The sequence below is a fragment of the Salinibacillus aidingensis genome, from assembly GCF_055393355.1.
On record NZ_AP043759.1, the window covers coordinates 260,114 to 283,477 of the forward strand.

Annotated in this window: 18 protein-coding genes and 1 pseudogene; 11 read left to right on the forward strand and 8 right to left on the reverse strand. The window is 32.9% G+C overall.

Annotated features, from left to right (window positions below):
* Window positions 1-306: 306 nt before the first annotated feature.
* Window positions 307-633 (forward strand): DUF771 domain-containing protein, encoded by a 327-nt coding sequence (locus ACZ5OK_RS01560; protein WP_343841564.1) that lies wholly within the window; start codon window positions 307-309, stop codon window positions 631-633.
* A gap of 120 nt (window positions 634-753) precedes the next feature.
* Here the strand turns inward: ACZ5OK_RS01560 and ACZ5OK_RS01565 are convergent, their stop codons facing one another.
* Entirely contained in the window at window positions 754-1,566 is an 813-nt protein-coding gene (locus tag ACZ5OK_RS01565; RefSeq protein WP_343841566.1) for a site-specific integrase, read from the reverse strand.
* A gap of 205 nt (window positions 1,567-1,771) precedes the next feature.
* Here ACZ5OK_RS01565 and ACZ5OK_RS01570 point away from each other — a divergent pair, with 205 nt between their 5' ends.
* The 4 genes and pseudogenes from ACZ5OK_RS01570 (at window position 1,772) to ACZ5OK_RS01585 (ending at window position 8,434) form a co-directional block, all read left to right on the forward strand.
* Window positions 1,772-3,289, forward strand: coding sequence for a type I restriction-modification system subunit M (locus ACZ5OK_RS01570; protein ID WP_343841568.1), 1,518 nt, complete (start codon window positions 1,772-1,774; stop codon window positions 3,287-3,289).
* A 13-nt stretch (window positions 3,290-3,302) separates the two neighbouring features.
* Window positions 3,303-4,541 carry a restriction endonuclease subunit S gene (locus ACZ5OK_RS01575; RefSeq protein WP_343841570.1) on the forward strand — a complete coding sequence of 413 codons (1,239 nt, stop codon included), beginning with the start codon at window positions 3,303-3,305 and terminating at the stop codon, window positions 4,539-4,541.
* 13 nt (window positions 4,542-4,554) lie between these two features.
* Complete coding sequence (locus ACZ5OK_RS01580; protein WP_343841573.1) at window positions 4,555-7,707, forward strand: type I restriction endonuclease subunit R; 3,153 nt, start codon at window positions 4,555-4,557, stop codon at window positions 7,705-7,707.
* A gap of 82 nt (window positions 7,708-7,789) precedes the next feature.
* Window positions 7,790-8,434: pseudogene (locus tag ACZ5OK_RS01585) on the forward strand (M48 family metallopeptidase).
* A gap of 52 nt (window positions 8,435-8,486) precedes the next feature.
* Here ACZ5OK_RS01585 and ACZ5OK_RS01590 read toward each other — a convergent pair.
* From ACZ5OK_RS01590 to ACZ5OK_RS01610, 5 genes are all read right to left on the reverse strand, one after another.
* A complete protein-coding gene (locus ACZ5OK_RS01590; protein ID WP_343841577.1) occupies window positions 8,487-9,416 on the reverse strand; it encodes a PIN domain-containing protein in 930 nt (309 codons plus the stop codon).
* Window positions 9,417-9,852: 436 nt separating this feature from the next.
* On the reverse strand, window positions 9,853-11,454 hold the full coding sequence (locus tag ACZ5OK_RS01595) for a recombinase family protein (protein ID WP_343841580.1): 1,602 nt from the start codon (window positions 11,452-11,454) through the stop codon (window positions 9,853-9,855).
* Complete coding sequence (locus ACZ5OK_RS01600) at window positions 11,447-12,880, reverse strand: recombinase family protein (RefSeq protein WP_343841583.1); 1,434 nt, start codon at window positions 12,878-12,880, stop codon at window positions 11,447-11,449. The genes ACZ5OK_RS01595 and ACZ5OK_RS01600 overlap by 8 nt, the downstream gene beginning before the upstream one ends.
* Window positions 12,881-12,887: 7 nt before the next feature.
* Window positions 12,888-13,058 carry a hypothetical protein gene (locus tag ACZ5OK_RS01605; RefSeq protein WP_343841586.1) on the reverse strand — a complete coding sequence of 57 codons (171 nt, stop codon included), beginning with the start codon at window positions 13,056-13,058 and terminating at the stop codon, window positions 12,888-12,890.
* Window positions 13,059-13,129: 71 nt separating this feature from the next.
* Window positions 13,130-13,264 carry a hypothetical protein gene (locus ACZ5OK_RS01610; RefSeq protein WP_343841588.1) on the reverse strand — a complete coding sequence of 45 codons (135 nt, stop codon included), beginning with the start codon at window positions 13,262-13,264 and terminating at the stop codon, window positions 13,130-13,132.
* Window positions 13,265-13,847: 583 nt separating this feature from the next.
* Between ACZ5OK_RS01610 and ACZ5OK_RS01615 the strand changes: the two genes are divergently transcribed.
* From ACZ5OK_RS01615 to ACZ5OK_RS01640, 6 genes are all read left to right on the forward strand, one after another.
* Complete coding sequence (locus tag ACZ5OK_RS01615) at window positions 13,848-15,572, forward strand: dsDNA nuclease domain-containing protein (protein WP_343841590.1); 1,725 nt, start codon at window positions 13,848-13,850, stop codon at window positions 15,570-15,572.
* Complete coding sequence (locus ACZ5OK_RS01620; RefSeq protein WP_343841592.1) at window positions 15,569-16,189, forward strand: ABC-three component system middle component 1; 621 nt, start codon at window positions 15,569-15,571, stop codon at window positions 16,187-16,189. The genes ACZ5OK_RS01615 and ACZ5OK_RS01620 overlap by 4 nt, the downstream gene beginning before the upstream one ends.
* On the forward strand, window positions 16,176-16,763 hold the full coding sequence (locus tag ACZ5OK_RS01625) for an AAA family ATPase (RefSeq protein ID WP_343841595.1): 588 nt from the start codon (window positions 16,176-16,178) through the stop codon (window positions 16,761-16,763). Before ACZ5OK_RS01620 ends, ACZ5OK_RS01625 begins: the two co-directional genes overlap by 14 nt.
* 108 nt (window positions 16,764-16,871) lie before the next feature.
* Entirely contained in the window at window positions 16,872-18,428 is a 1,557-nt protein-coding gene (istA, locus tag ACZ5OK_RS01630; protein WP_343841597.1) for an IS21 family transposase, read from the forward strand.
* Window positions 18,425-19,195, forward strand: a complete 771-nt coding sequence (gene istB / locus ACZ5OK_RS01635) for an IS21-like element helper ATPase IstB (RefSeq protein WP_343841600.1) — start codon at window positions 18,425-18,427, stop codon at window positions 19,193-19,195. The genes istA and istB overlap by 4 nt, the downstream gene beginning before the upstream one ends.
* 41 nt (window positions 19,196-19,236) lie before the next feature.
* Complete coding sequence (locus tag ACZ5OK_RS01640; protein ID WP_464758294.1) at window positions 19,237-21,015, forward strand: hypothetical protein; 1,779 nt, start codon at window positions 19,237-19,239, stop codon at window positions 21,013-21,015.
* Between the two features lie 191 nt (window positions 21,016-21,206).
* Here ACZ5OK_RS01640 and ACZ5OK_RS01645 read toward each other — a convergent pair whose 3' ends face one another.
* Together ACZ5OK_RS01645 and ACZ5OK_RS01650 are read right to left on the reverse strand one after the other, a co-directional pair.
* Window positions 21,207-22,007, reverse strand: a complete 801-nt coding sequence (locus tag ACZ5OK_RS01645; RefSeq protein ID WP_343842190.1) for an ExeA family protein — start codon at window positions 22,005-22,007, stop codon at window positions 21,207-21,209.
* The gene (locus ACZ5OK_RS01650; protein WP_343841606.1) at window positions 22,000-23,259 is read right to left on the reverse strand and encodes an IS481 family transposase; all 1,260 of its coding nucleotides are present in this window, start codon (window positions 23,257-23,259) and stop codon (window positions 22,000-22,002) included. Before ACZ5OK_RS01650 ends, ACZ5OK_RS01645 begins: the two co-directional genes overlap by 8 nt.
* Window positions 23,260-23,364 lie beyond the last annotated feature (105 nt).

The following is a 23,364-nucleotide window of genomic DNA, read 5'->3' on the forward strand; positions in this document are numbered from 1 at the left end:
AATTCTGAAATATTATAGCCGCTATTTTTTGGCGTTTTAAGTACTTAGAAGAAAAAAATATTTTTTTATAAAGTAATTTTAAATTGGGTAAACCTTCGTTAATTAGTTAATGAATAAGAGTATTATAATTTGGGGATAATTAATTATTAATAAGTCGTTTATGAGTTGTCTGATGAAGCAGGACTAGCCGTCACTCTATATAGTAATGGCTGGTCTTGTTTGTGATTAGAATCATATTTATTAGACTAGAACAAGTTTCCCTATAAGAGTTATTAATAAAGAAGAATGAAATTAAGGTGGATACTTATGCAAAAACTAAATGTTAATTTAAGCATTCCAGTACCCTCTGAATCTGTTATTATTTCAAAAGTTGAATTAGAAGAGCTTAAAGAACAAGAACTGTTAGGAGTTTATTGGAATATGAAAGATTTAGAAAAACGTGTTAATCGAAAGTCTGAATGGATTAAAGATAATATCCTCTATCCATCAAGGTTTCGAAAAACTCTAGATTGTGAAAATAATGGATTTGTCTTTTACCCAAAAACAAAAGGACAAACTTGGAGTTTTCAAGCGAGTAGGATGGCAAAATTTTTAGATGAAAATTTTAGTTTGATTTTTCAAAAAGCTGATTAGGTTATTCATTAAGGAAGAGTAGCAGATATAAAAAAGCAGCGAATTCATATTGAATTCGCTGCCCTTTTAATTTGTTACTGATATTTTAAATATCTGTAGAATACAGACTCATGAATTACTTTAATCGATATCAGTCCAAAGGTGTGAATAAAAATTTAATACTGATTCAATGGATGGATGACCCAATTTATCTTTAACTATGGCGAGATTTGTACCATTTAGTATTAGAAGACTTGCATGAGTGTGACGTAAATCATGAAAGGATATTTCTTTCAAGCCAGCCATACCTATTAGTTTTTTAAATTGGGAATCTAATAGTCTAGGGTTAAGAACACCGCCAGTAGCACTTGTGAAAACAAGATTAAATTCGTTTATATAAATTTCACCTAGTTCAGCTCTTAGTTTTTTCTGTCGTTCTTTATGCACTGATAATTTTTGTATAATATGATCAGGTAACTGAACTATTCGTCGGTTTCGTGCAATTAAGGGAGTGTATTTCCTCCCTTTTTGTTGGGGAGAAATATATTTGTTAACTGCTAACGTCCCCTTTGTAAAATCAATATCCGACCATGATAAAGCAAGAACTTCGGCTTTTCGTAATCCTGTATTTAGCACAGTATCATACAATACATCTTTATCTTCTTTTTCGGCTAATTTTATAAATTGCTCAACTTCAGAATTGTTCCATGTATTCAGCTTGTAAGGTTGATATTGATCTGCCCCTTTAGAAGCTATTGAATTTCTTTCTATTGAATCGTATTTCTTTGGTGTGTCACCTTTTCCAATTATTCCTGATTCCTCAAATGCTCTAGCTTCTTCTAATGTATTAAAAGTCCACTGTTTCAGAATACGCGTACCATTTGCGCCTCTTCCTAAATCGTTTATAACCTTATAATTTGTGTGTTCTCCTATTCTTATCTTTCTAATTGTCATTTTGTATTTCCTCCTACTTACTTATTTTTTAAAGTTACTAAAAGCTAAATCTGAAACATTTTACTCGCTGTTTTTTCTCGTTTTAAGTAGTTTAAACAAATTTTATTATCTTTTTATTAAATTGTATGAAAGTAGAGTTCATTAAAAGAAATTAAGAATATGTGTTATATTTTAAATATGAAGCTAGAAACTTGGAGGTAACAAAATGAGCAAATTGACGTTACAGGAATTAGAAAAAACATTATGGGACGCTGCGGATATCCTTCGCGGGGAATTAAATGCAGCTGTATATAAAGATTACATATTTGGTTTAATGTTTTTAAAACGAATGAATGACCAGTTTTCAATGGAGTGTGAAAATAAAAAACAGGAATTCACAGAGCAAGGAATGGACAATGAAGAAGTTGAGATGTTATTAGAAGAGCCAACCATGTATGAAACCTTTTTTGTACCAGAAGCAGCTCGATGGGAAAAGCTAAAAAATTTAACTCTAAATATTGGACCTGAATTGGATAAGGCATTTAAGGCCATTGAAGATGAACCTAAAAACGCGGAATTAATAGGTGTTCTGACTACTGCTAATTATAATGATAAAGAACGAGTTCCAGATAAAAAGTTATCACAACTATTATTACTATTCGATAAACATAACTTAGCATATGAGAATCTTGAAAATCCTGATGTACTTGGTGATGCTTATCAATACCTCATTAAAGAATTTGCTGATGATGGTGGAACTAAAGGTGGAGAATTCTATACACCAAGAGAAGTTGTAAAAGTACTTGTAAATATATTAAAACCAGAAGAAGGAGATCGTATCTACGATCCCACTGTTGGAAGCGGCGGTATGCTTATTGAGTCCATGCAATACATAAAAGACCATGGAGGAAATTCAAAAAATGTTTCCTTATTTGGTCAGGAGATAAATCTTAGTACATGGGCGATATGTAAGATGAATATGCTATTCCATTTCGCTAAAGGCGCAGATATTCGTAAAGGAGACACCATACGAAATCCAATGCATACAGAAGGTGGGGCATTAAAAACATTTGATAAGATCTTAGCTAATCCGCCATTTTCTTTAAAAAATTGGGGGAGAGAGGAAGCCGAGGGAGATCCTTATAACCGATTTATCTATGGAATACCTCCAAAATCATATGGGGATTTAGCATTTGTTTCACACATGGTTACTAGTTTGAATCAAAAAGGCAAAATGGGAACAGTGGTACCTCATGGTATTTTATTCCGTGGAGGGGCAGAAGGTAAGATTCGTAAAGGATATATAAAAGATGATCTTATTGAAGCTGTAATTGGTTTACCATCAAATGTCTTTTATGGAACAGGTATTCCAGCTGCATTATTAATTCTTAATAAGAATAAATCGGTTGACCGAAAGAATAAAGTAATGTTTATTGATGCAAGTCAGGGTTATGAGAAAGCTGGAAATAAAAATAAACTTCGCGAAGAAGATATACAGAAAATAGTAAATATATTTAATGATTTCAAGGATAAAGAGAAATATGCAACATTAGTTGATATAGAAACTATTAAAGATAATGATTATAACCTAAGTGTGAGTCGATATGTAGATATTACAGAGGAAGAAGAACAAATTGATATTGATTTAGTTATTAAAGAAATTAGGCAAATCAAAGATAAATATAATACAACAGAAAATAAACTAAATAATTTCTTAATAGAAATAGGATACGAAAGAATATAAAGTAGGTGAGGAAATGGTCCAAGAATTTCAAAAAACTGGAATTGGAAAGATACCAAGTGACTGGCGTATTGAGACACTATCAAGTATAGCCGAAGTAAATCCTGAGTCGTTATCACCAAAAACTCCGGAGAATGAAATTATAGAATATATTGATATTGAAAGTATAAAAGAAGGAAAAATTAAAGGTACTAAAATATTAGCATTTAAAGAAGCACCTAGTAGGGCAAGAAGAATTGTGAGAAAAAATGATGTAATTGTTTCGACTGTTAGACCATACCTGAAAGCATTTACTTTAGTAGAAGATTCAAGAGAAAATTTAATTTGTTCAACCGGGTTTGCAGTTTTACGTCCAAAAAAAGGGATAAGTGCAAGGTTCATTTATCACTATACATTTAGTAATAAATTTTTAAGTCAATTACTTAGGAAAATGGTTGGTTCTAACTATCCTGCAGTTAATAATACAGATGTATCTAATGCATTAATACCAATTCCTTCATTTAGAGAACAGCAAAAGATTGCTGAAATTCTTACCACTGTTAATGAACAAATTGAACAAACAGACCAACTTATTACAAAAACAAAAGAATTACAAAAAGGTTTAATGCAAAAGTTATTGTTTAAAGGTATAGGGCATTCAGAATTTAAAGAGACAGTAGTTGGTAACATACCTAACGAATGGCGATTAGTAACTTTTAAGGATATTTCCACAATTAGTCAGGGACTACAGGTAGCTATAACTGACAGATATAAGGAACCCGGACATAATAGATATTTTTATATTACTATACAATATCTTAATGACAAAAATAACAAAGAAAATACTTACTTTATTGAAAATCCTCGAGAGAGCGTATTGTGTAATAAGGATGATATCCTAATGACTAGGACAGGAAATACTGGTGTAGTAATTTCAAACGTAGAAGGTGCTTTTCATAATAATTTTTTTAAAGTAGATTATGATAAAAAACTTATCAATAAAGATTTTCTCGTTTACTATTTAAAATCAAATATTATTCAAAATATTATAAAGAGATTAGCAGGAACTACCACAATTCCAGACCTAAAACATGGAGATTTTTATAATATCCCAGTCGTACTTCCTGAACTTGATGAGCAGAAGAACATTGCGAGTATTTTATCATCTACAGATAAGCAAATAAAACAATACAGTGTAAATAAACAAAAATTTATTGATCTAAAAAAAGGCTTAATGCAAAAACTTCTTTCAGGTAAAATTCGTGTAAAGGTATAAAGGGGAAATTCAAATGAGTTCGTATTTAGGAAACGAAGAAACGCTTGTTGAGCTACCCGCCATAGATTACCTTCAGGACAAGCTAGGTTATAAATTCGTTCATGGTGAAAAATTAACACCAGACTATAACGAGAGAGAATCGTTGAATGAGGTGATTCTCGTTCAACGATTGAAAAAAGCAATACAACGTCTAAACCCGTGGATAGATGATTCTAACTTAAATAAAGCTGTTAGATTTTTAACTAGGCCAGAGCATCTTGGAACGAATCTACTTGAAATCAATGAGCGGATATATGAGGCTCTTGTGCATTTTAATTTTACTGTTGATCAAGACATCGATGGAAAAGGTAAGAAAGATTACCATACGGTGAAGTTTATAGACTGGGAAAATGTTGAGAACAATGACTTCTTAGTAACAAGACAGTTTGTAATTCAAGGGCCTAACGAAAAAATCATTCCTGACATCGTTGTTTTTGTAAATGGAATACCTGTAGTTGTTTTAGAATGTAAGTCTCCCTTTTTAGAAAAAGGCAAGAATGAGAATATCGGTAAAAAAGCAGCTTATGAACAATTACGACGTTATATGGATTTGCGAGATTCCAATACTATCGAGGGCGCTCCCCGTCTTTTTTATACTAACTTTTTCACCGGTATTCTAAATAAGTACCGTGCTTATGTTGGGACAATTAGTTCGGGATACAGTCACTATGTTGAGTGGAAAGATCCATATCCATTTACGAAGGAGCAAATAGAAGATGTAGGCAACAATGGTCAAAATGTCTTTGTACAGGGGTTACTGGAGAAACATAATTTATTGGATATCCTTCAAAACTTCTTATTGTTCGAAGTGGATGTTAACACGTCTATGAAAATTAAAAAAATCTGTAGATATCAGCAATTCAGGGCTGTTAATAAAGCACTGGACCGTCTAGTTTACGGGAGAGATTCTGTTTCTAGAGGCGGGGTTATTTGGCATACGCAAGGTTCAGGTAAATCTCTAACGATGGTTTTTCTTGCGAGAAAAATTCGCCGGTTACAAGAATTATCGGATGCTACAATAGTTGTTGTTACAGATCGAATTGACTTAGATAAACAAATTTATCAAACCTTTCTTAGAACTTTATCAACTATCACAACTCCAGTTAGAGCTGATAAAGTTAGTGAAATGAAAGAGTTGTTATCTAATGCTCAACCGCAAATTATTATGACAACAATACATAAGTTTCAGAGTGAAACAGAGGAACAAGATACATTAGAAGATTCTTCTCAAACTTCGACTTTAACATTCGAAAAAGAGTTTCCTGTATTAACACTTAAATCGAATGTAATTGTAATGGCTGATGAGGCTCACCGCAGTCAATATAAAGGATTTGCTAGAAATATGCGTCATGCTTTGCCAAATGCAGCCTTTATAGGTTTTACTGGAACACCAGTTGAAAAGGAAGATAAGTCAACGCCAAGAACATTTGGTTCCTACATTGATAAATATGGAATACAAGAAGCAGTTGATGATGGTGCCACAGTTCGAATCGTCTATGAAGGCAGGAAGCCAGAACTTCAAGTTAAGGCAGATACGTTAGAACAGTTATTTGACGAGGCTTTTGAACATCGTACGGATGAGGAAAAGGAAGCTATCAAACAAAAATATGCTAATAAAAAGGCTATTGTTGAAGCCGATGAACGAGTCGACGAAATTGCTAAAGATATGCTTAAACATTATAAAGAGTATATTTATCCTAATGGTTTCAAAGCCCAAGTAGTTTGCGTTTCTAGAGAAGCAGCTGTGAAATACTATAATGCTCTCAAGAAACATATGAAGGAAATCATGGGTGAGGAACTTGATGCTAAAGTTATTTTTTCAGGAAACCTTAATGATCCTCCACACTTAAAAGAACACTTTACGACTAAAGCGGAGCAAGAAGAAATTATTAATAGATTTACAAAGCCCGTTTCAGAGAGTAAGTTATGTTTTATCATCGTGAAGGATATGCTTTTAACTGGTTTTGATGCCCCTGTTGAACAAGTCATGTATTTAGACAGACCGTTAAAAGAACATAATCTATTACAAGCTATTGCACGTGTAAATCGGACTTACGGAGAAAGAAAAAAATGCGGCTACGTAGTTGATTATTATGGTATATCCAATCATCTTGAAGAGGCACTAAAAGTGTTTGACAAAGATGATGTTGGAGAGCCAATGGAGTCATTAGATGGTGTTCATAAGCAGATGTTGTCATATAGAGAATCCGTAATGGGGATGTTTAGGGGAATTGATAAAGATAACTTAGATGAACTTGTAAAACAATTGGAAGCTGAAGACAAAAGAGCAGAGTTTGAATTAGCTTATAAACGATTTGCCGGGGCGATGGAGCAACTAATGCCCGGTCATGTAACTACAGAAAATACGAACGATTTACGCTGGCTATCTTATATACGTGCAGCAGCTAAGGCAAGATTTGAACCTGATAAGAAACTAGATATTGCAGATAGTGGAGAAAAAGTTCGCGAAATCATAAATGAACATTTAACATCTCTTGGTGTTAAGCAATGGATCCAACCGATTACTTTGTTTGATCAGGATTATCAATCTAAACTTGAAACATTGCAATCAGACGAAGCAATAGCATCAAACATGGAACACGCTGTTAAGCATGTAATAAGTGTAAAAATGGATGATAATCCAGTTTACTATACTTCTCTACTTGAAAAACTCCAACAGATTCTGGAGGATACACAGAACGATTGGTCAGAAAGAAAAAAGCAGCTAGAGAAATTTATAAATAACGATATGGAGACTGGTGAAACAGAAGAAGCGGAACGACTAGGGTTATCTAAAAGAGAATACGCCTTTTTTGAAGTGGTTAAGAAACATTTGGAACCAGAAGAAACGACATCTACATCTCAAGTCAAAGAAGCATCAGAGCAGTATATAAGTCAGGATATCATTGACTTATCAAAAGAGATTGCCCAGAATGTTGCAGACATAGTGGCGGAATCTTGGGTAGTAGATTGGACAACAAATCCGTCAAAAACGGCGGATATTGAGCGATCTATCTTTTTGATGTTAACAACAAAGTATTTTAAACAAATTAAAATAGAAGTCAGAAAACAACTTGTAGGTCCGCTTCTTCAATTAGCGAAAAAGCACTTTGCAACTAGAGAATAAGAGGTTGAGATAAATGATTCGTTCCATAGAATATGGTACTAAGACAATTGAGTTTTCTGTAGAGTTTAAAAAGCGCAAGACGATGGAGATCAGTGTAGAGCCACCTGATAATGTATGTGTTGTTGCTCCCTTTGATACTTCAGAAGAAATGATTACGGAAAAAGTGAAAAAGAAAGCATCTTGGATTGTTCAAAAGTTATATTTATTTAGAGATATCGAGTATCAAAAGATAAATAGGGAATTAGTGAATGGTGAATCGTTTATGTATTTAGGAAGAAATTATTCACTACAAATTATTATTGATGAGACGGTTAAGAAACCGTTGGTGAAATTATTCCAAGGGAAGTTTTATATTAAGTCTCCATCTAAAGAACAAAAATTAATGAAACAAGCGCTAGAAAACTGGTATCGCCAAAAGACGCTTGAAAAGGTTATGGAAAAAGTAAAATAATATCAACATTACTTTAATAGAAAACCTAACGATATCAAGGTTAAAGAGCAACAAAAAAGATGGGCAAGCTGTACAGCTAACAATGATCTCTTATTTAATTGGCGTTGCTCTATGGCACCATCGTATGTTTTAGATTATATTGTAGTACATGAAATGTGTCATATGTATCATATGAACCATTCACGAGAGTTTTGGGATATGTTGGCTTCGGTAATGCCTGACTATGAAAGTAGAAAAGAATGGTTGAAGAAGTATGGAGTAAGGATGGATTTATGAAAGGATTTCCTCAAAGGAAATCCTTTTTGGGATGTTACCGTTAATAATAAAATTAGTAGTAATCATGAACTAAATCCCCAGTATCCCATGTATGTTTACATTGCTTACATTTTAACCAATATGTTTGAGTGTGAGGAGGTCCACTACCTACATATGAATCAGCATTTAAATGAACTTCCGCATCACAATTAGGACAATTAGTGAAATATCTATCAATTAGGAATTGGTTCATGGATTCTTCAGAGTCAAATAAATTCAAGATTTCCTCATCTGTACTAATCAATGATTCAAGTACTTCTTTTAGATTATTTGAAAATATCAAATTTACTTCTTCGGCAAACACGCTTAAATTATCATGGATTTTAGAGGGGTTTGCTGGATCGCTAAAATCCTTCTTATTATCCGTAACAAAGTATATGTTGTCATAGTTTATCGTACCGCATTTTATATGATCGTATAAAGTGAAAAAAATAGACGCATCTGCTGATTCATTTTTCACTTTACTATTACTTTGCGAAAACTCATTATAAAAAAAGGGAGCCTCCTTATCTATAGACTTTTCGACTAATATTTTCTCTGCTACATTAGTACGGTTGACTACTTTGGTATAGTTAGAATCAGACATGAGTTCATTCAACTTTTCTGCCCTGTTTCCATAATTATATTTATATTTTCTATTTTCCATTCTTTTAATTTTTTCTAGAATTCCTTCCATTTCCCTTATTTCTTGCTCACTATCCAAATATTCTATTAGAGTTTTATATTCGTCTATGTTTATTTTATTTTTTTCTATAAAATCTTCCTGAGTTTTATTTACGTGTCGTTGCCATTCAATTAATACTTGGTCCGTAACTATTAGATGGCACCTATATGTTAAAACAGCTGTAAGGAATTTGTTGAAAGTCACGGTTTCGTATCGACCCGGTTCGAATAAATTTAGTAGAATATTGGTATCTAGACATAGTGCCGTGTTAGTGTTCATTTCATTCTCCCTTTCCTAATTTAATTCACATAATAAAAATTATTATTAAATGTATTACTAATTCATACTATATTATATTATATCATTATCAAAATTCCTTTATCACAACGTACTGATTTTTGTCTATAATTTTATCATTAGAATAAGTAAAAACAGTAAAGCTGTTTTTTGGATTAGAGATATGTTTAAACTTCGGTAAAGTGGGCAGTATTGTAATATAAGTTCTCGGCATTATAAGCATCGAGGAATCCCTAGATACTCTTAAAACCGAAAATAAACACATGAAATCCCTTGATATCAAGGGATTCAGTGTTCAATTAATTTTTAAATAGAACTAGATAACAGAAAACTTCGGTATTATGAGCAGAACTAAATGATTAAATTCGGTAAAGAAAGTAGTCAAAAAAATACTGCTGCTCATCAGAGCAACAGCTAGTTATGAGGAATCACTGTTAGAATCTATTAATGATTCTATTTCAACATAAGGTGTTAGACGATATTCAATAGATGGGTTAGCGTTTTGAGTGAAATCAACTTCAATTCTTTTAATGGCAAGCAGTAATAATGATCGTTTTTCTTCCGTTGAATAACTGAATATCTCTTGTTTAAACCTATCTATTATTTCTATTTGCTTGGTATCCTGTTGCAATAACTCCAGCTTTTCACTTATTTTGGCTAGGGATACTTTCTCTCTTTCAAGGTTATTTAATTGTAATTCAAAAGCTTCCTTAATATCTTTAAAATACTCATGTTCTTGTGTCAAAGTGTTTAGTTTATAACGGAGCATTTTAATGGATTCATTTGATTTACTTTGATTTTTTAAAATGGATTTTTTCCATTTATTTAATATCTTTTGTAGGGTATCCTTATAGTTTAGGATATCTCTTGACCACCTATGAGAATAATCTTTAAGAACTATCGAGTGTAAAACGTCAATGTTCACCTTTTTGGTACAAGAAGGACAGCGATAGTATAAATATTTCTTCTTTGACTTAGAAGGTGTCATATTTTTAGTTTTCAACTTAACACCACATTTAACGCAATAACAAAGATCTCTCAACATAAACGGACTATTCATACGATCTTTGTTATTCTTAAATGAACGGAAATACTGTGTAAGCTCCCAAAGGTTGGGTCCTATTAATGGCTCATGATGTTCTTTGATTAACGTAACTTCGTCTAACGGTTTTCTTTTGCTTTTTTCATAGCTAGTTCTTGCAAACCATGTAAGGTCGCCAACGTACCATAAGTTATTTAGTATATACCTAACAGACGAATCGGACCATGAGATTGCATTCTTAGTTGGTAATGGTGTGTTTGCTTTATTTAAAAGCTCTGCTATCTTTTTATCGCTATGCCCAAAACTATATAGATAGAATATGAACATGACAATTGGAGCATACTCATTGAGTTCAATATCATCATTAGTTAAAGAATAGCCATATGGGTTTCTAGATTCCGGACGTTTGCTAGACTTATTGATTACTGTTGCATGATAGTCAAAAGCTCTAAAAGATTTTTCTTCGACTTCTTCATTGGCTAGTGCTAGTTTTGCTTGAACAAATGGATTATTTTCGTCCCATACACCTTCTGTCTTTGTTGAATAAACTTTAAAATTAGGTTTTACGTCTTTAATAGGACCAAGAATATTTAATACGAAATCTTCTATTAACCGAGTTACGCGACTTTCCTCATAGAAAATTGTTGCTAGAACATTGGAATAACTTAATATATATTCTTTCATATTAAGCATTTCTGGGCGCTTTTGTGCAGGAATATGATAGGCAGATTTAGCTTGATCTACAAACAAAATTATTACTTGAAAACCTTCTTGTTTAGCACGAGCTACTACTTCATTAACTTGAATTTTTAAAGAGTTTCTATCAGTTTGATATATATCAGACCAACGTACATAAGCAGTAGTAATTTTCACACCGTCTTTATAAACATTAAAGGGAAGCTCACTTTGCTCAACATCGAATAGTTGATAATCAGTTAAAGTATAGGTGCCATTTATTTTATAGCAAAATTTATACAATGATATCACCATCCTTAAAGTACTTTGTTAATGCCATGTGGTAAATTAATGAATGATTAGATACTTCAACGTCTTTATAAAAAAGTTTGGCAAGAAAATATAAATCGTATTCTTGAAGTACATTTGAGAGATTGTTTTTGATTAAATCAATATGTTCTTTTATACCAACTCGTGCTTCATCTATTTTTAAAATCTCTACATAAATAATTTCAATTGCTTTTTTGATATTCCTTGATTGTATTACAAGTTGTTTGAAATCTTTTGAGCAATTTGGCGAATACTTTCTAGTGATCTGTTGATGAACTGAATCTAACTCATAGTTTAAGGAAGATAATTCCTGTTTATATTTCACTTCAATTTTTCTTAAATAGGAGAAAAGATCTCCTTTCATTGCATCGGTATCTATTGCATGAATAATAGGATTTAAATGTTCTGAAATAATTTGATTAAATTTGTCTACCTCAATTTTTATTTCTTTATGTTTTCTTTTGCATACAAAATACCCACTTTTTCCAAGTTCGGATGATCGAAAAATCATGGGTTTCTTGCACTCACAGCATGTTGGATGAATGACTGCGCTGTTCGAAGCTTTTATAATGGCATCTTTTGTAGCTTGTTCCATTTCTTTAACTACTTCTTGTATTCTCATAAACTCTTCGAATGAAATGAGCGGTTTTACATGATTTAACTTTTCATATCCATATGGCGTTGACATATAGCCGCAATAGAAAGGATTACAGAGATATTTTAATAAATTGTGGTAGCTTTTATTCCTGAACAACTTTTTGTATTTTAAAAGAATGTCAAAAAAATCATTAGTAGTTTTAGTATTCATTACATCTTTGAAAAAGGACGTAAGTTCTTTTATAAGAGTAGGATTGGGCATGTACCTAACATTCTTTTTCTTTCCTTCCCGGATATAACCAAATATTGACGAGGGAAACTGCTTTTGTGTGTCACTTTTTCTACTCGTAATATTCTGCCCCTCACTTTGAGCGAAAATTCCATATAAAGCTTCAATTGCTAACTTTTTGGAAAACGCAGGCTGTTTTGTTGAGGTGAATATTACATCTACGTTATGTTCATAGAATTCTTTTACGAGTGCTACATATTCATAAAAGTTGCGTGCTAAACGATCCCGACTATAAACAATAATTGTTTTCACCTGTTTTTGCTTAATCTTTTTTCTTAATTCTAGTAATCCATTTCGCTCATCTAACCCAACTTTGTTTGCAGATACATCATTATCATTTAACCAAATGACATTTTCTTCTGGAATCCCGTGATTATTAATATAAGCTTCAGCAAGACCAATTTGCTTTTGAATATCTTGTTGGGCCGTACTAACACGGCTGTAGACAGCAATAAAATCTTTGTATATCTTTTCGTAATCAAAATACATTAAGTTATTCTCGGGTTTACTCATTTCGTTTTTACTCCTTTTCGATAATATCTCTACTTTCCATCAACAACAATCCTTTGGTTTTGGGGTCTAAATCCAGTTGGTCTAAAAGCATTTTTTCTATTAACCTCTTAATAAAATGGTAGGATTCTGCTTGTTGATCTTCATTAAAAGATACTTTTAACACAGCTTTTCTCGACATCTAATACCTCCCGTCACATATTATTAATTCAATATGGACGAGAGGGATTTGATTTATACTTAGTAAATCTCTTAATCATCTATTTTTAGTTCTAACTGATATGCTAGATCCTTATTAGATTTTTGGTTATCAATCGGAACGATAATGATTTCTGGTTCACTTTGAGGAACGTTCAGATCTTGTAGAAGTTGTAATAGATTTTGCACGAACTCCCCTCCCTTCTTTCATATAAAATTTATAGAACCGTTCAATAATGTGTTTAGATACACCTACTGATTCACAATTATCCTGCAGCCGTTTTAACCACTCATGGCCAGAAAAGTTCCCCTTCATTCTACTTACTCCTTTTGCATATAACCTCGAATTACGTAAAAAGTCCGCAGTACATGAATATCTACTTTTTGGTAGATAAATCATGTAACCTGCGGACTTCGCTTATTATGGTTACTTATTATGATTAATTAACCGGTTAATCTGAAATCATTATATCTTGGGATTTTGATATTTGAAGAGTCAAAGGAAATTTTTTGGAGTGTTGAAAGTTAGTTAGAGGTTTAACAAAAGGAAGAGGTGTTGCTTATACCTCTTCCCTGTCTGACATACAAGTTGCACTAACAACTGCTAATTATTATTGGCGAAAAAGGGGAGTTTTATACACTAATTTAATAATTAATAATTTAGGAATAAAAATAGGATAGAACCAATAATTGTAAAAATTAATTAAAATGGCTTTAGGATTTTGATATAATTGTCATATATAGTTGAATTAAGGGGAAATGTGGAGATGCATTGGGTGAAAATATTATGAGAATTACTACTGATGCTGGCACTGACACTCGTGCTAAAAGAATAAAAGAGTTAAATGATTTTTTAGAGAAAGAAAATATATCGCTTGAAGAAACTTCAGAAGATATAATAGATAAGTTAATGACGGGGAAGATTAGAGATATTGGTGGCCTTACTGCAATTAGAGGATTTTTATATCAATATTATGTTGCAATCTATTATATGGTAAGTATGATTTATCCTAAAAAAGATGCATGGTGGAATATTGTAGTATGGGAATACTTTGATGATGTTACTCTATTAAGTGAAGATAAAGTTAGGTTTGTTCAAGTGAAGACTATTCGTGAAAATGTTGGTAAAAGGTTAACTCCTTCTGATTATTATAATAGAAAACATCCAAAGGATGATGAAACGAGTGATTTTTCTTCTTATTTTAATAGTTGGATAGATAAGCTGTTTTATAATTATGATTATTTTTTAGATAATCATTTAAAAGATGAGGATGATGAAAAGTACACCCTACCAGAATTCGAATTAGCAACTAATTCACCATTCTATGATGGATTAACATATTCCACTAATTACAATTTTAATCTTAATTCTAAATTTCCAGATGATGATAAATTTTTAAATCACCTTTCTAGTGTAAAAGTAAATGATAATGAAGAAGTTACTTTTAATCAAATAATGAAAAAGGATCTGGAGTATTATTTAAATCGATTATTTATTAATCACTTAGGGTCTTCTATAGAGCTTAAACAGACAATTCTTGACATGATTACTGAAACTATCGGTTTTTCAGATTTAGAAAATCGTTCAATCGCTTTTCATATATTTAATAAATTTTTTGACAAAGTATTTTCGGGTACATCGAGTGATGCACCTAATATAACACTTCAAGATTTGACCTTTAGTAAAGAGTTCGTTCAAGAATTATTTGACGAAGGAAAGATAGAAGGAAGAGAAATACTGGCAAGTAACGTAAATAATAGTAGTGTTTTTTCTATGTTCAAACGAGCGGTAAATTCATCGTTTATCGATATTAATACTATTTATAAAAATGAAAATATAAGGAAGGATTTATTAGACACTCTAAGTTGGTTTTATAACTCATGTCAAGAAGAATTTGATCGAGACCCTAAGTTTTTAGTGGTTTTTTTAAATAAACTGTTTGAAATGAATAATGAGTTACCAAGTGAAGATTATGTTAACAGTGAAAATGAATATTTTCTAAAGAATTCAATAATGTATATTGTTAACTGTCTTGCATTTTACTTTGATAAGAAAATTGAATTTAAAAAAGCAAAATTGTTGTTTCATTCTGGCGAGCATAGTAATGAACCAAAATTACTTTTCACTATCTTTAATGCACAGAATAGAAAAGACGTAATACGAGTTAAGAATGATATTGCTACTACAATACAATATTGCAATATAACTAATAGTGTAAGTGAGGAATTCTATTGTTTAGTCGTGGATGAAAAAATAACTGGCGGAAGTGAGAATGACGATGAAATTGCAGCGATACTTGGTATAACTACTATAAAAGAAGAGCAACCAAAACTGATTGACAGTGTCCATGATTTAAAATTCTTTAATAAAGTGAAGATGGATGAATTTATTTCAAAATTAAAAGTAATTGATGACAGTCAAGTGTCAACATTGAAAAACGAAAAAATTGTGGAAGGTTGGAGAAAAATGGTTGCACCTATGGAGAGTTTTAAATGAAGATTGAAGAAGTAATTAGCATACTAATAGAGCAGAATTATGAAAACGTTACAATAGAAGACACTGAAAATGCACTTTATGGAAGTAATTTGCAATTATTTATAAAAAGTGAAAAAGTAATTTTCTTAAAAGAGTTTAGAACTGAATCTTCTTTTTATAAGTGGGTAAATGATCAATCTATCATTGCCTCCTATTATGATTATTTTACAGGTAAACAGAAGAAGAATTTATATTTCTTTATAGTTCTTGATTTCAATTTTGAAGGTGAAGACTTATCACTGGAAATAAATAAAATTGAAAAGGATTCTTATGTTTGTAAAAAATATATTTTACAAAATACGGCTGATTTATCTAAAATTCCTTTTCTGATAAATCAAATTACTGGGGAAGTTAGTTTTGATTATATAAAAACTTTTAAAGAAACAATTACTAATATTGAAATACTTCATAGAGACGAACCGCTACTTGAGCATCTAAATAGATCGCAGTATGAAAAAACTATTAATAGTTTAGTTGATTTATATTTTAAACAAGATTTTGTTGATTATGAAGATGAAGTACTACATACAAAAATCTTAGAGGCATTGGAAATAGGTGATGGTTATGATAATAAGTAAGTTAATTTTAAGGAATTTTAGAGCCTTTAGTGGATACCATGAATTTGACTTTACCAATAAAAAGATAATACTTATTAATGGTCCAAATGGCCATGGGAAAAGTACTATTTTTGATGCTCTTAACTGGTGTTTAATGGGGAAGTTAAATCGTTATACGGGGTCAATTGAGCATAAAAGGTTTAGTTATATAGTTAATTATAATGCAAGAAAACAAGGTTCTTATATAACATTTGTACATATAGAATTTATAGATGAAAATGGTAGGTCTAGGTCTGTAAAAAGAGAAATAAAACATAATAGTTCAGAAAAGGTCTTCATAGATGGTCAACAAATACAACTTAGTGAAGCAACAAAATGCATTGCGAATATATTAATCAGTGATAAAAATATGGATGTTTCTGAAGATGAAGACATTGATTTAGCCTCTCTGGTATCATCTACGCAATTACTATCGCAAGAGGACCTAGATGAATTTGTGCGGGGAAACAAGCCGGGAGAAAGGTATAAGAAGTTAGAAAAAATATTAGGATTTAAGAAATATGGTGAAGATTTTAAAGCCTACTGTAACTGCTAAATTAAAGTAGACCATTTTTGCTTGATAAAAATGAACACTTTTCAATCAAAAATATCACCTTCCATAGTATGATAGATATGTGAAATCTATCAGATGGAGGGAAAAAAGGTGGAAAAGTGGAAAATGTACATGGAAATTTATCAATTGAAACAACAGGGATTCAAGATCAGAAGAATTGCAAAAAAATTAGGTCTCTCACGAACCACAGTTTATAAATATCTTGAAAAATCACCAGAAGAGATGAGTGAATGGATGGCTTCCACTCAAAGAAGGCGGAGGAAATTAGACCAATATGAAATGCTGATTCACACATGGCTCAGTGAACATCCTGATCTTTCTGGAGCACAGGTTTATGATTGGCTTAGTGAGCGATTTCCAAAACTGGAAGTCGGGGAGAGTACGGCTCGCAGTTTTGTTCAGGAATTGAGAGAAAAATATGCGATTCCGAAGGCTGCTTCTCCTCGTGTTTATGAAGCCATTCCCGATCGTCCGATGGGGCAACAGGCTCAGGTAGATTTCGGGGAGACGAAACAGAAAACGACAGAAGGAAGGTGGAAAAAGATGTATTTTATCAGTTTCGTTCTTTCCCGCTCGCGTTATAAGTACGCGGAATGGCTAGACAAGCCTTTCACTACTCAGGATGTCATAAGGACTCATGAGAATGCCTTTGAATACTTTGATGGCATCCCCTACGAATTGGTCTACGACCAGGATTCCTTGATTGTAGTGAGTGAGAATGGTGGAGATCTTATTTTAACGGAAGCCTTCCAAAAGTATCATAACGAAAGAGAATTTCAGCTTTTTGTATGCCGGAAGGCTGATCCGGAGAGTAAAGGAAAAGTGGAAAACACGGTGAAATTCATTAAGCAAAACTTCGCTAAAAATCGTGTATTCAGTCAAATTGATAAGTGGAATGAATTATGTTGGTCATGGTTGGACAGGACAGGCAACGGTAAAGTTCATAACACCATAAAAAAGAGACCGGTTGAAGTGTTCTCCGTCGAAAAGAAACACCTTAAGCCGATCACTAAGAAAATAGTTCTTTCAAATATCAATTCAAGTATAACAAGGATAGTCAGAAAGGACAATACAATTTTACACGAATCAAATCGCTACTCCGTACCATTGGGAACGTATCAGAAAGATAAGAATGTGTTTATTAACACAACAGAAGATGGAAGACTGCAAATACGTGAAGAAAAGGACGGACCCCTGCTGGCAGAGCATAAACTCTGTGAAAATAAAGGGGAGCTTATCCAAGATACACAACATCGGAGAGATCGTACTAAGGGAATTGCTTCCTACATTACAACCATTTCGCAAGAGTTTAGGAACACTGATAAAGCTCTTTTATATCTACAGGAAGTTCACCAGAGATACCCTCGGTATATTCGGGATCAACTGGAAATTATTTCACATGCGGCAAAGTCTGTTTCTTCGGACATTCGACAAGAAGCTTTAGACGAGTGTGTAAAGCGTAGTCTGTATAGTGCCACGGAATTCAGGGATGTCGTCTCCTTCCTGGAAAAACAGCTTACATCCATTAAAACGGAAGTAGAGATACCAAAAGAAATCAATGGGAAGGAAGCAGATTATGAAAGTATGACACCGGAAAAAAGAGATCTGGCACCTTATCTCGAAGTGTTGGAAGGGGCAGTAAAATGAAGAAATCCCTTGAACAATTACAACAACAGTTAAAAACATTACGCTTATCAGAAACAGCCAGTTATCTTCCAGTTTTGATACGACAAGCAGAATCGGAAGATTGGACCTATCAGTCTTTCTTACATGAATTGACTGGTTATGAATTAAAGAGGCGTGAAGAAAAGCAAGTGGAGAGACGGCTGAAGTGGGCAGCATTTCCCGCTCATACGACTCTAGATATGTATAACCTGGAGGAACAACAAACCCTAAGCAGAAAACAGATGAATCAGCTTAAAGAGCTGACTTGGATTGACCAATTATACAACTTGGTCCTTCTTGGACCAGCCGGGGTCGGGAAAACCCATTTGGCAACAGGGCTTGGTATAGAAGCGATTAACCAAGGTTACCGGGTCATGTTTATTACAATGGAGGAACTGATTCGTACCTTGAAGTCTGAAGACATTACAAAAAAGGCACAGACTAAAATGAAACGTATCAGAGATTCTAATCTGGTTATAATCGATGATCTCATGTTCATGGCAATGGAACAACGTGAGGCAAACCTCTTTTTCCATTTAATTAATGATTTACATGATAGTGACTCGGTTGTTTTAACTTCTAATAAAGGGCCATCCGAGTGGGGGCAACTATTAGGCGATCCTGGCATAACGGCAGCTATTTTAGATCGTATCCTCCATCGTGTGGAAGTGATTCAGTTTCGTAAGGAAGATAGTCATAGAATGAAGTATCGAACTTCTATTTTTCAGACAGAAAGTGTTCAGAGTTAATTAGCAAAAAGTGTTCATTTTTACTTGACACTTACACCTACTTGAATAGTTCTAAATCTTTGTTAGATACAAAAATAAAAGAATTAGAAGAGAAGAAAGCTACTGTAGATAATAAGAAGAATATTATTGAAGCTAAATTGTCTGAGAAAAAGCATTTGTATGATAATTTAGGTGGTATGACTGAGAAGAAATTGCTAGAAAGTCTTAAATCCATAATGGAAAAAAATAAATTCTTACCAATAAACGATGTATCTCAAGAAGTAAAAGAAATCAATCAGCAAAATCTTGATAAATTATTAAGTTTTAAAGAGGAACTGGCTATAAAGATAAACAATTTAAAAAGTATTCAAGATAGCGGTTTGACTAAAGGTCTAAATAATGAAAATTTATTAAATGTAAAAGCGAACATTGAACTGCTTAATAATCAGATTGAGCTTACAAGAGATAAGATTGAAATAAAAAAACTGTTTATTGATAAGGCTCATCAAAGAATGAACACTTTAAACCAAGTGAGAATAAAAATTACGAAGAGTTTAGAAATTAATGATGATATAAATGAACAACAGATAAGTATTAAAGAGTTAAATAATAACATAGAAACACTAATATATACTGCAGATATAAATGAAATTTGGAATGGGAAGGGTTTAGAAGAGTTTCAAAGATATTATAAGAATCAGCAGGAAAAACTTGATGATTTTAGTAATTTGATAAAAGTAAATGAATATGAAGGTAAGGTTGCAAAATTAAAAAATGAATTAAAGAAATTAGATAAGATACATAAGGAAGAGAACGAAGAAATTCAATCTATTAAAAAGCAGTTATTAAATTATGAAGGTAAACTAGAAAAAGTAAATAAAGAACTTAAACATGAAGAAGATTCAAAGATAAACCAGATTATTTATAATGTTCAAAAACATATTTTAAATGGAGAACATACAAGTAGTGATTGTCCTGTATGTGGGACTGATTTTAAATCATTTAATAATTCATTACAAGCGCAAGTGAAAGAGACACTTTTAAAGTCAGAAAAAAAGTTAGATGAAAAACAACAAAAAAAGTTAGAGCTTGTTAGTCAATATAATAAATTTGAAGATAAATATGTTTCTGTTTCAAGTAAAATTGAAGGAATGGAAGAAAATAGAAAGAATATATCCAAGAACATTAATAAACTTATTGAAAAGATAACAGAAATAAAATCAAACCTAATTGGTGTACAAGAAGACAATGGCTTAGTTAAAAACAAAAAAAATCTTGAATCAATCCAAAAGTTTTTACATGACTATGAGCAAACATTTAATAATATTAGTGTTATACAAAATAAGAAGAAACAAAAGAGAAAATTAGAAGATTCTCTAAAAGAGTTAAAGGTATTACAAGAAAGCATTATTAGGAGCATACCTTCAAGGTATAAAATATATAATGATTCAACTGAGAAGATTAATGAAAAGGTTTCTATGTATAGAAATTATATTGACCTAGTTGAAGAAAGAAATAATTATTTAGAAGAAATTCTTGATAATAAAATAAGTAATCTTAATTTGTTGAAGCAACGAGAAATTGCAATATTAGATTTAGCTCAAAAATATCAAAATGAGCTTAATTACAGTCATTGTATTTTAGATGAGGAATTATTGATGAAGAGTATCCAAAATACATATTCTAATTTACAGAGTCTTAATTTCGAAATTGATAATATTACCCAATCTATATACTCTTTCATCAATGAGGATGATTATATAAAATTAAAGAAAGAAAAAGACAAAGTATTGTTAGACCTTAATGATGTGAAACACCACATTATTTCAGGTCAGCTTTAGCACATTATTTGAGTCTAAAATCTGAAATAATTTGGATACATTTTCACAATGTATCAGATTTGCACATTATTCCATCTCCTTTTTCAAAATTTTTAAGTTGTTATACTTTGGAAAATGGCCCCTTTGCTTCACAAAGGGGCCATTCATGGTCTATAATCAATCATATAGATATGAATTTGTATTAAGCTTTATCATAAGCCACTCTCTTCTGCGGCCAAACGAACGACTTCTTCATCAATATTTTCTTTTTTCATTTGATAGCCTAATAATAGGCTATTGGTCGCTAAAGTATTAATAAGACGTGGCCAACCTTGCGAATGTAAAGCGATTGCCTCAAGCGCTGGTTCGGTAAAGATGGGCATCTTAGCTCCAGCTGCTTTGAGGTGATGTGCTACATACTCCGAGACTTCATCTTTATTTAACGCCTCCATTTGATATCGCATGATTAATCGTTGAGCTAGTGGTCGGTTTTGGTTTAAACCTAACCGCATTCGTAAATGCGGTAATCCCGCAAGCACTAGAATAAATGGATTAAACGCATCCATATGGAAGTTAAATAGGACACTCAAATCATTCAGAAAAGCATCTTTGGCCATATGCATTTCATCAAGGATGAATACTGGGGTGATATTCCTCCCTTTATACATACGCTCAATGCCACTTTGAATTTGACGAAATAAATCCACTTTACGAAAGTTTGGTTCTTCCCCCAATCCATACGCAATCCCCCGGTAAAAATCCATAACACCTCCCGTTGATAAGGGAAAATAAACGACATGATATAATGAAGGATTCAAGGACTCTTGAAAGGACCTTAAAGCGAATGTCTTCCCTGCGCCCGGTTCTCCCACGATAAGCCCCATACCCCTCGCTTTTTGTAAATAATCCAAGCGGGCAAGGGCCTCTTGATACGGAGAAGAAGTAAATGCCTCGGAGGTGTTTGCCTCTTTTGTGAAAGGCTCCTGGGCTAATGAATAATAGGATTTATACATCAATCTCATCCTCCTTTTCCGTCATTTTTGAGAAAGAAAGTGATGATGATTGCTGTCTCTTCACGTGGGCATTATCCTTTAAGGATACGGGAGTGATCTCGGTTATCACTTGACCTTCCTCGTAGATGTACACACGTGAATCATCCAGACGGATGTCGATGGTTTGACCTATAAATCGAGGTGGAACCTCATATAACTGCTTGTTTAAAGAAATGGTTCCATCAGCCTTCACCTTACGATGTTCTCGCTTTAAGAAAATCGTATCAAGAATCGAAGGATCATCCAGAAATCGAACACGATCAATTTGTGAGTGAAATACCGCATGAGGTGTGTCACCATCAAGGGAGGCATGTTCCCTCCGATGATAATCTTCTTCTAACCATCTCCAGAAACGTTCATTCAGATCCTCTAATGAGAGTGCGGGATTCGCTTTTAATAATGGGTAAAAGCGCGTCTGTACGGTTTGGAAAAATCGTTCAATTTTGCCCTTACTTTGGGGGTCATATGGCTGAGTGTGAGTCAATGTAACCCCCAATTGCGCACAGGCGAACTGAAGGGTTTCAGAACGATAAATCTTCCCGTTATCCGCATAGATCATTTTTGGCAACCCTCTCCGTAAAAAGGCCTCTTTGGTGACTTCTCTAAGACCATCAAACTTTTCGGAAGAAAAGAATTGCGCATACGGAACGAGTCGTGAACAATCATCAATATATGCAATTAAAAATGTCTTTTTCTTTTTCCCTTGGACTGGGACATATGGCCCGTGAGACAAGTCTGCTTGCCATAAGACATTGATTTGATTGTGTGAAAAACGCCTTCGTTCAGGTGATGATGAGCGATGACTTTTCAATTGATGCTTATTGATTAGTCTCCGTATGGTTGAATAAGAAACCTCATTAGCTCGGATTTCACCGTTTTTGATCAACTGCTCATAAAATACGGTAACCGGCATTTCAGGGGTTTGTTTGCGTAACTGAATAATATGATCCTGTTGGTCAGGTAATAGTCTGCGAGATTGACCACGATCATTGCGTTTACTTGGTTTTAATCCTTCAAATCCATATCTCCGATAGGTTGACAGCCAACCTTGAATCGTCTTGGCAGCTACTCGTTTTTCGCCATAGTAGGGAATATCATGCGTTTTGCCACTCTGCTCAGCTAAATAATCTTTTGGCTCTACTATTTCATTTAATAATGGTGTAATCATTCCATATCTAAATAGTGCTATGGATTCTCTTGTTTTTTCATCCATATTTGGATACCTCCTTCTAAATAAGAAGGACGGCCGGCCATCCATATACCTCTATTCTACTGCCAGATTTCAAGCCTGCCTATGCAAAAGGTGTGTGGAATGGCT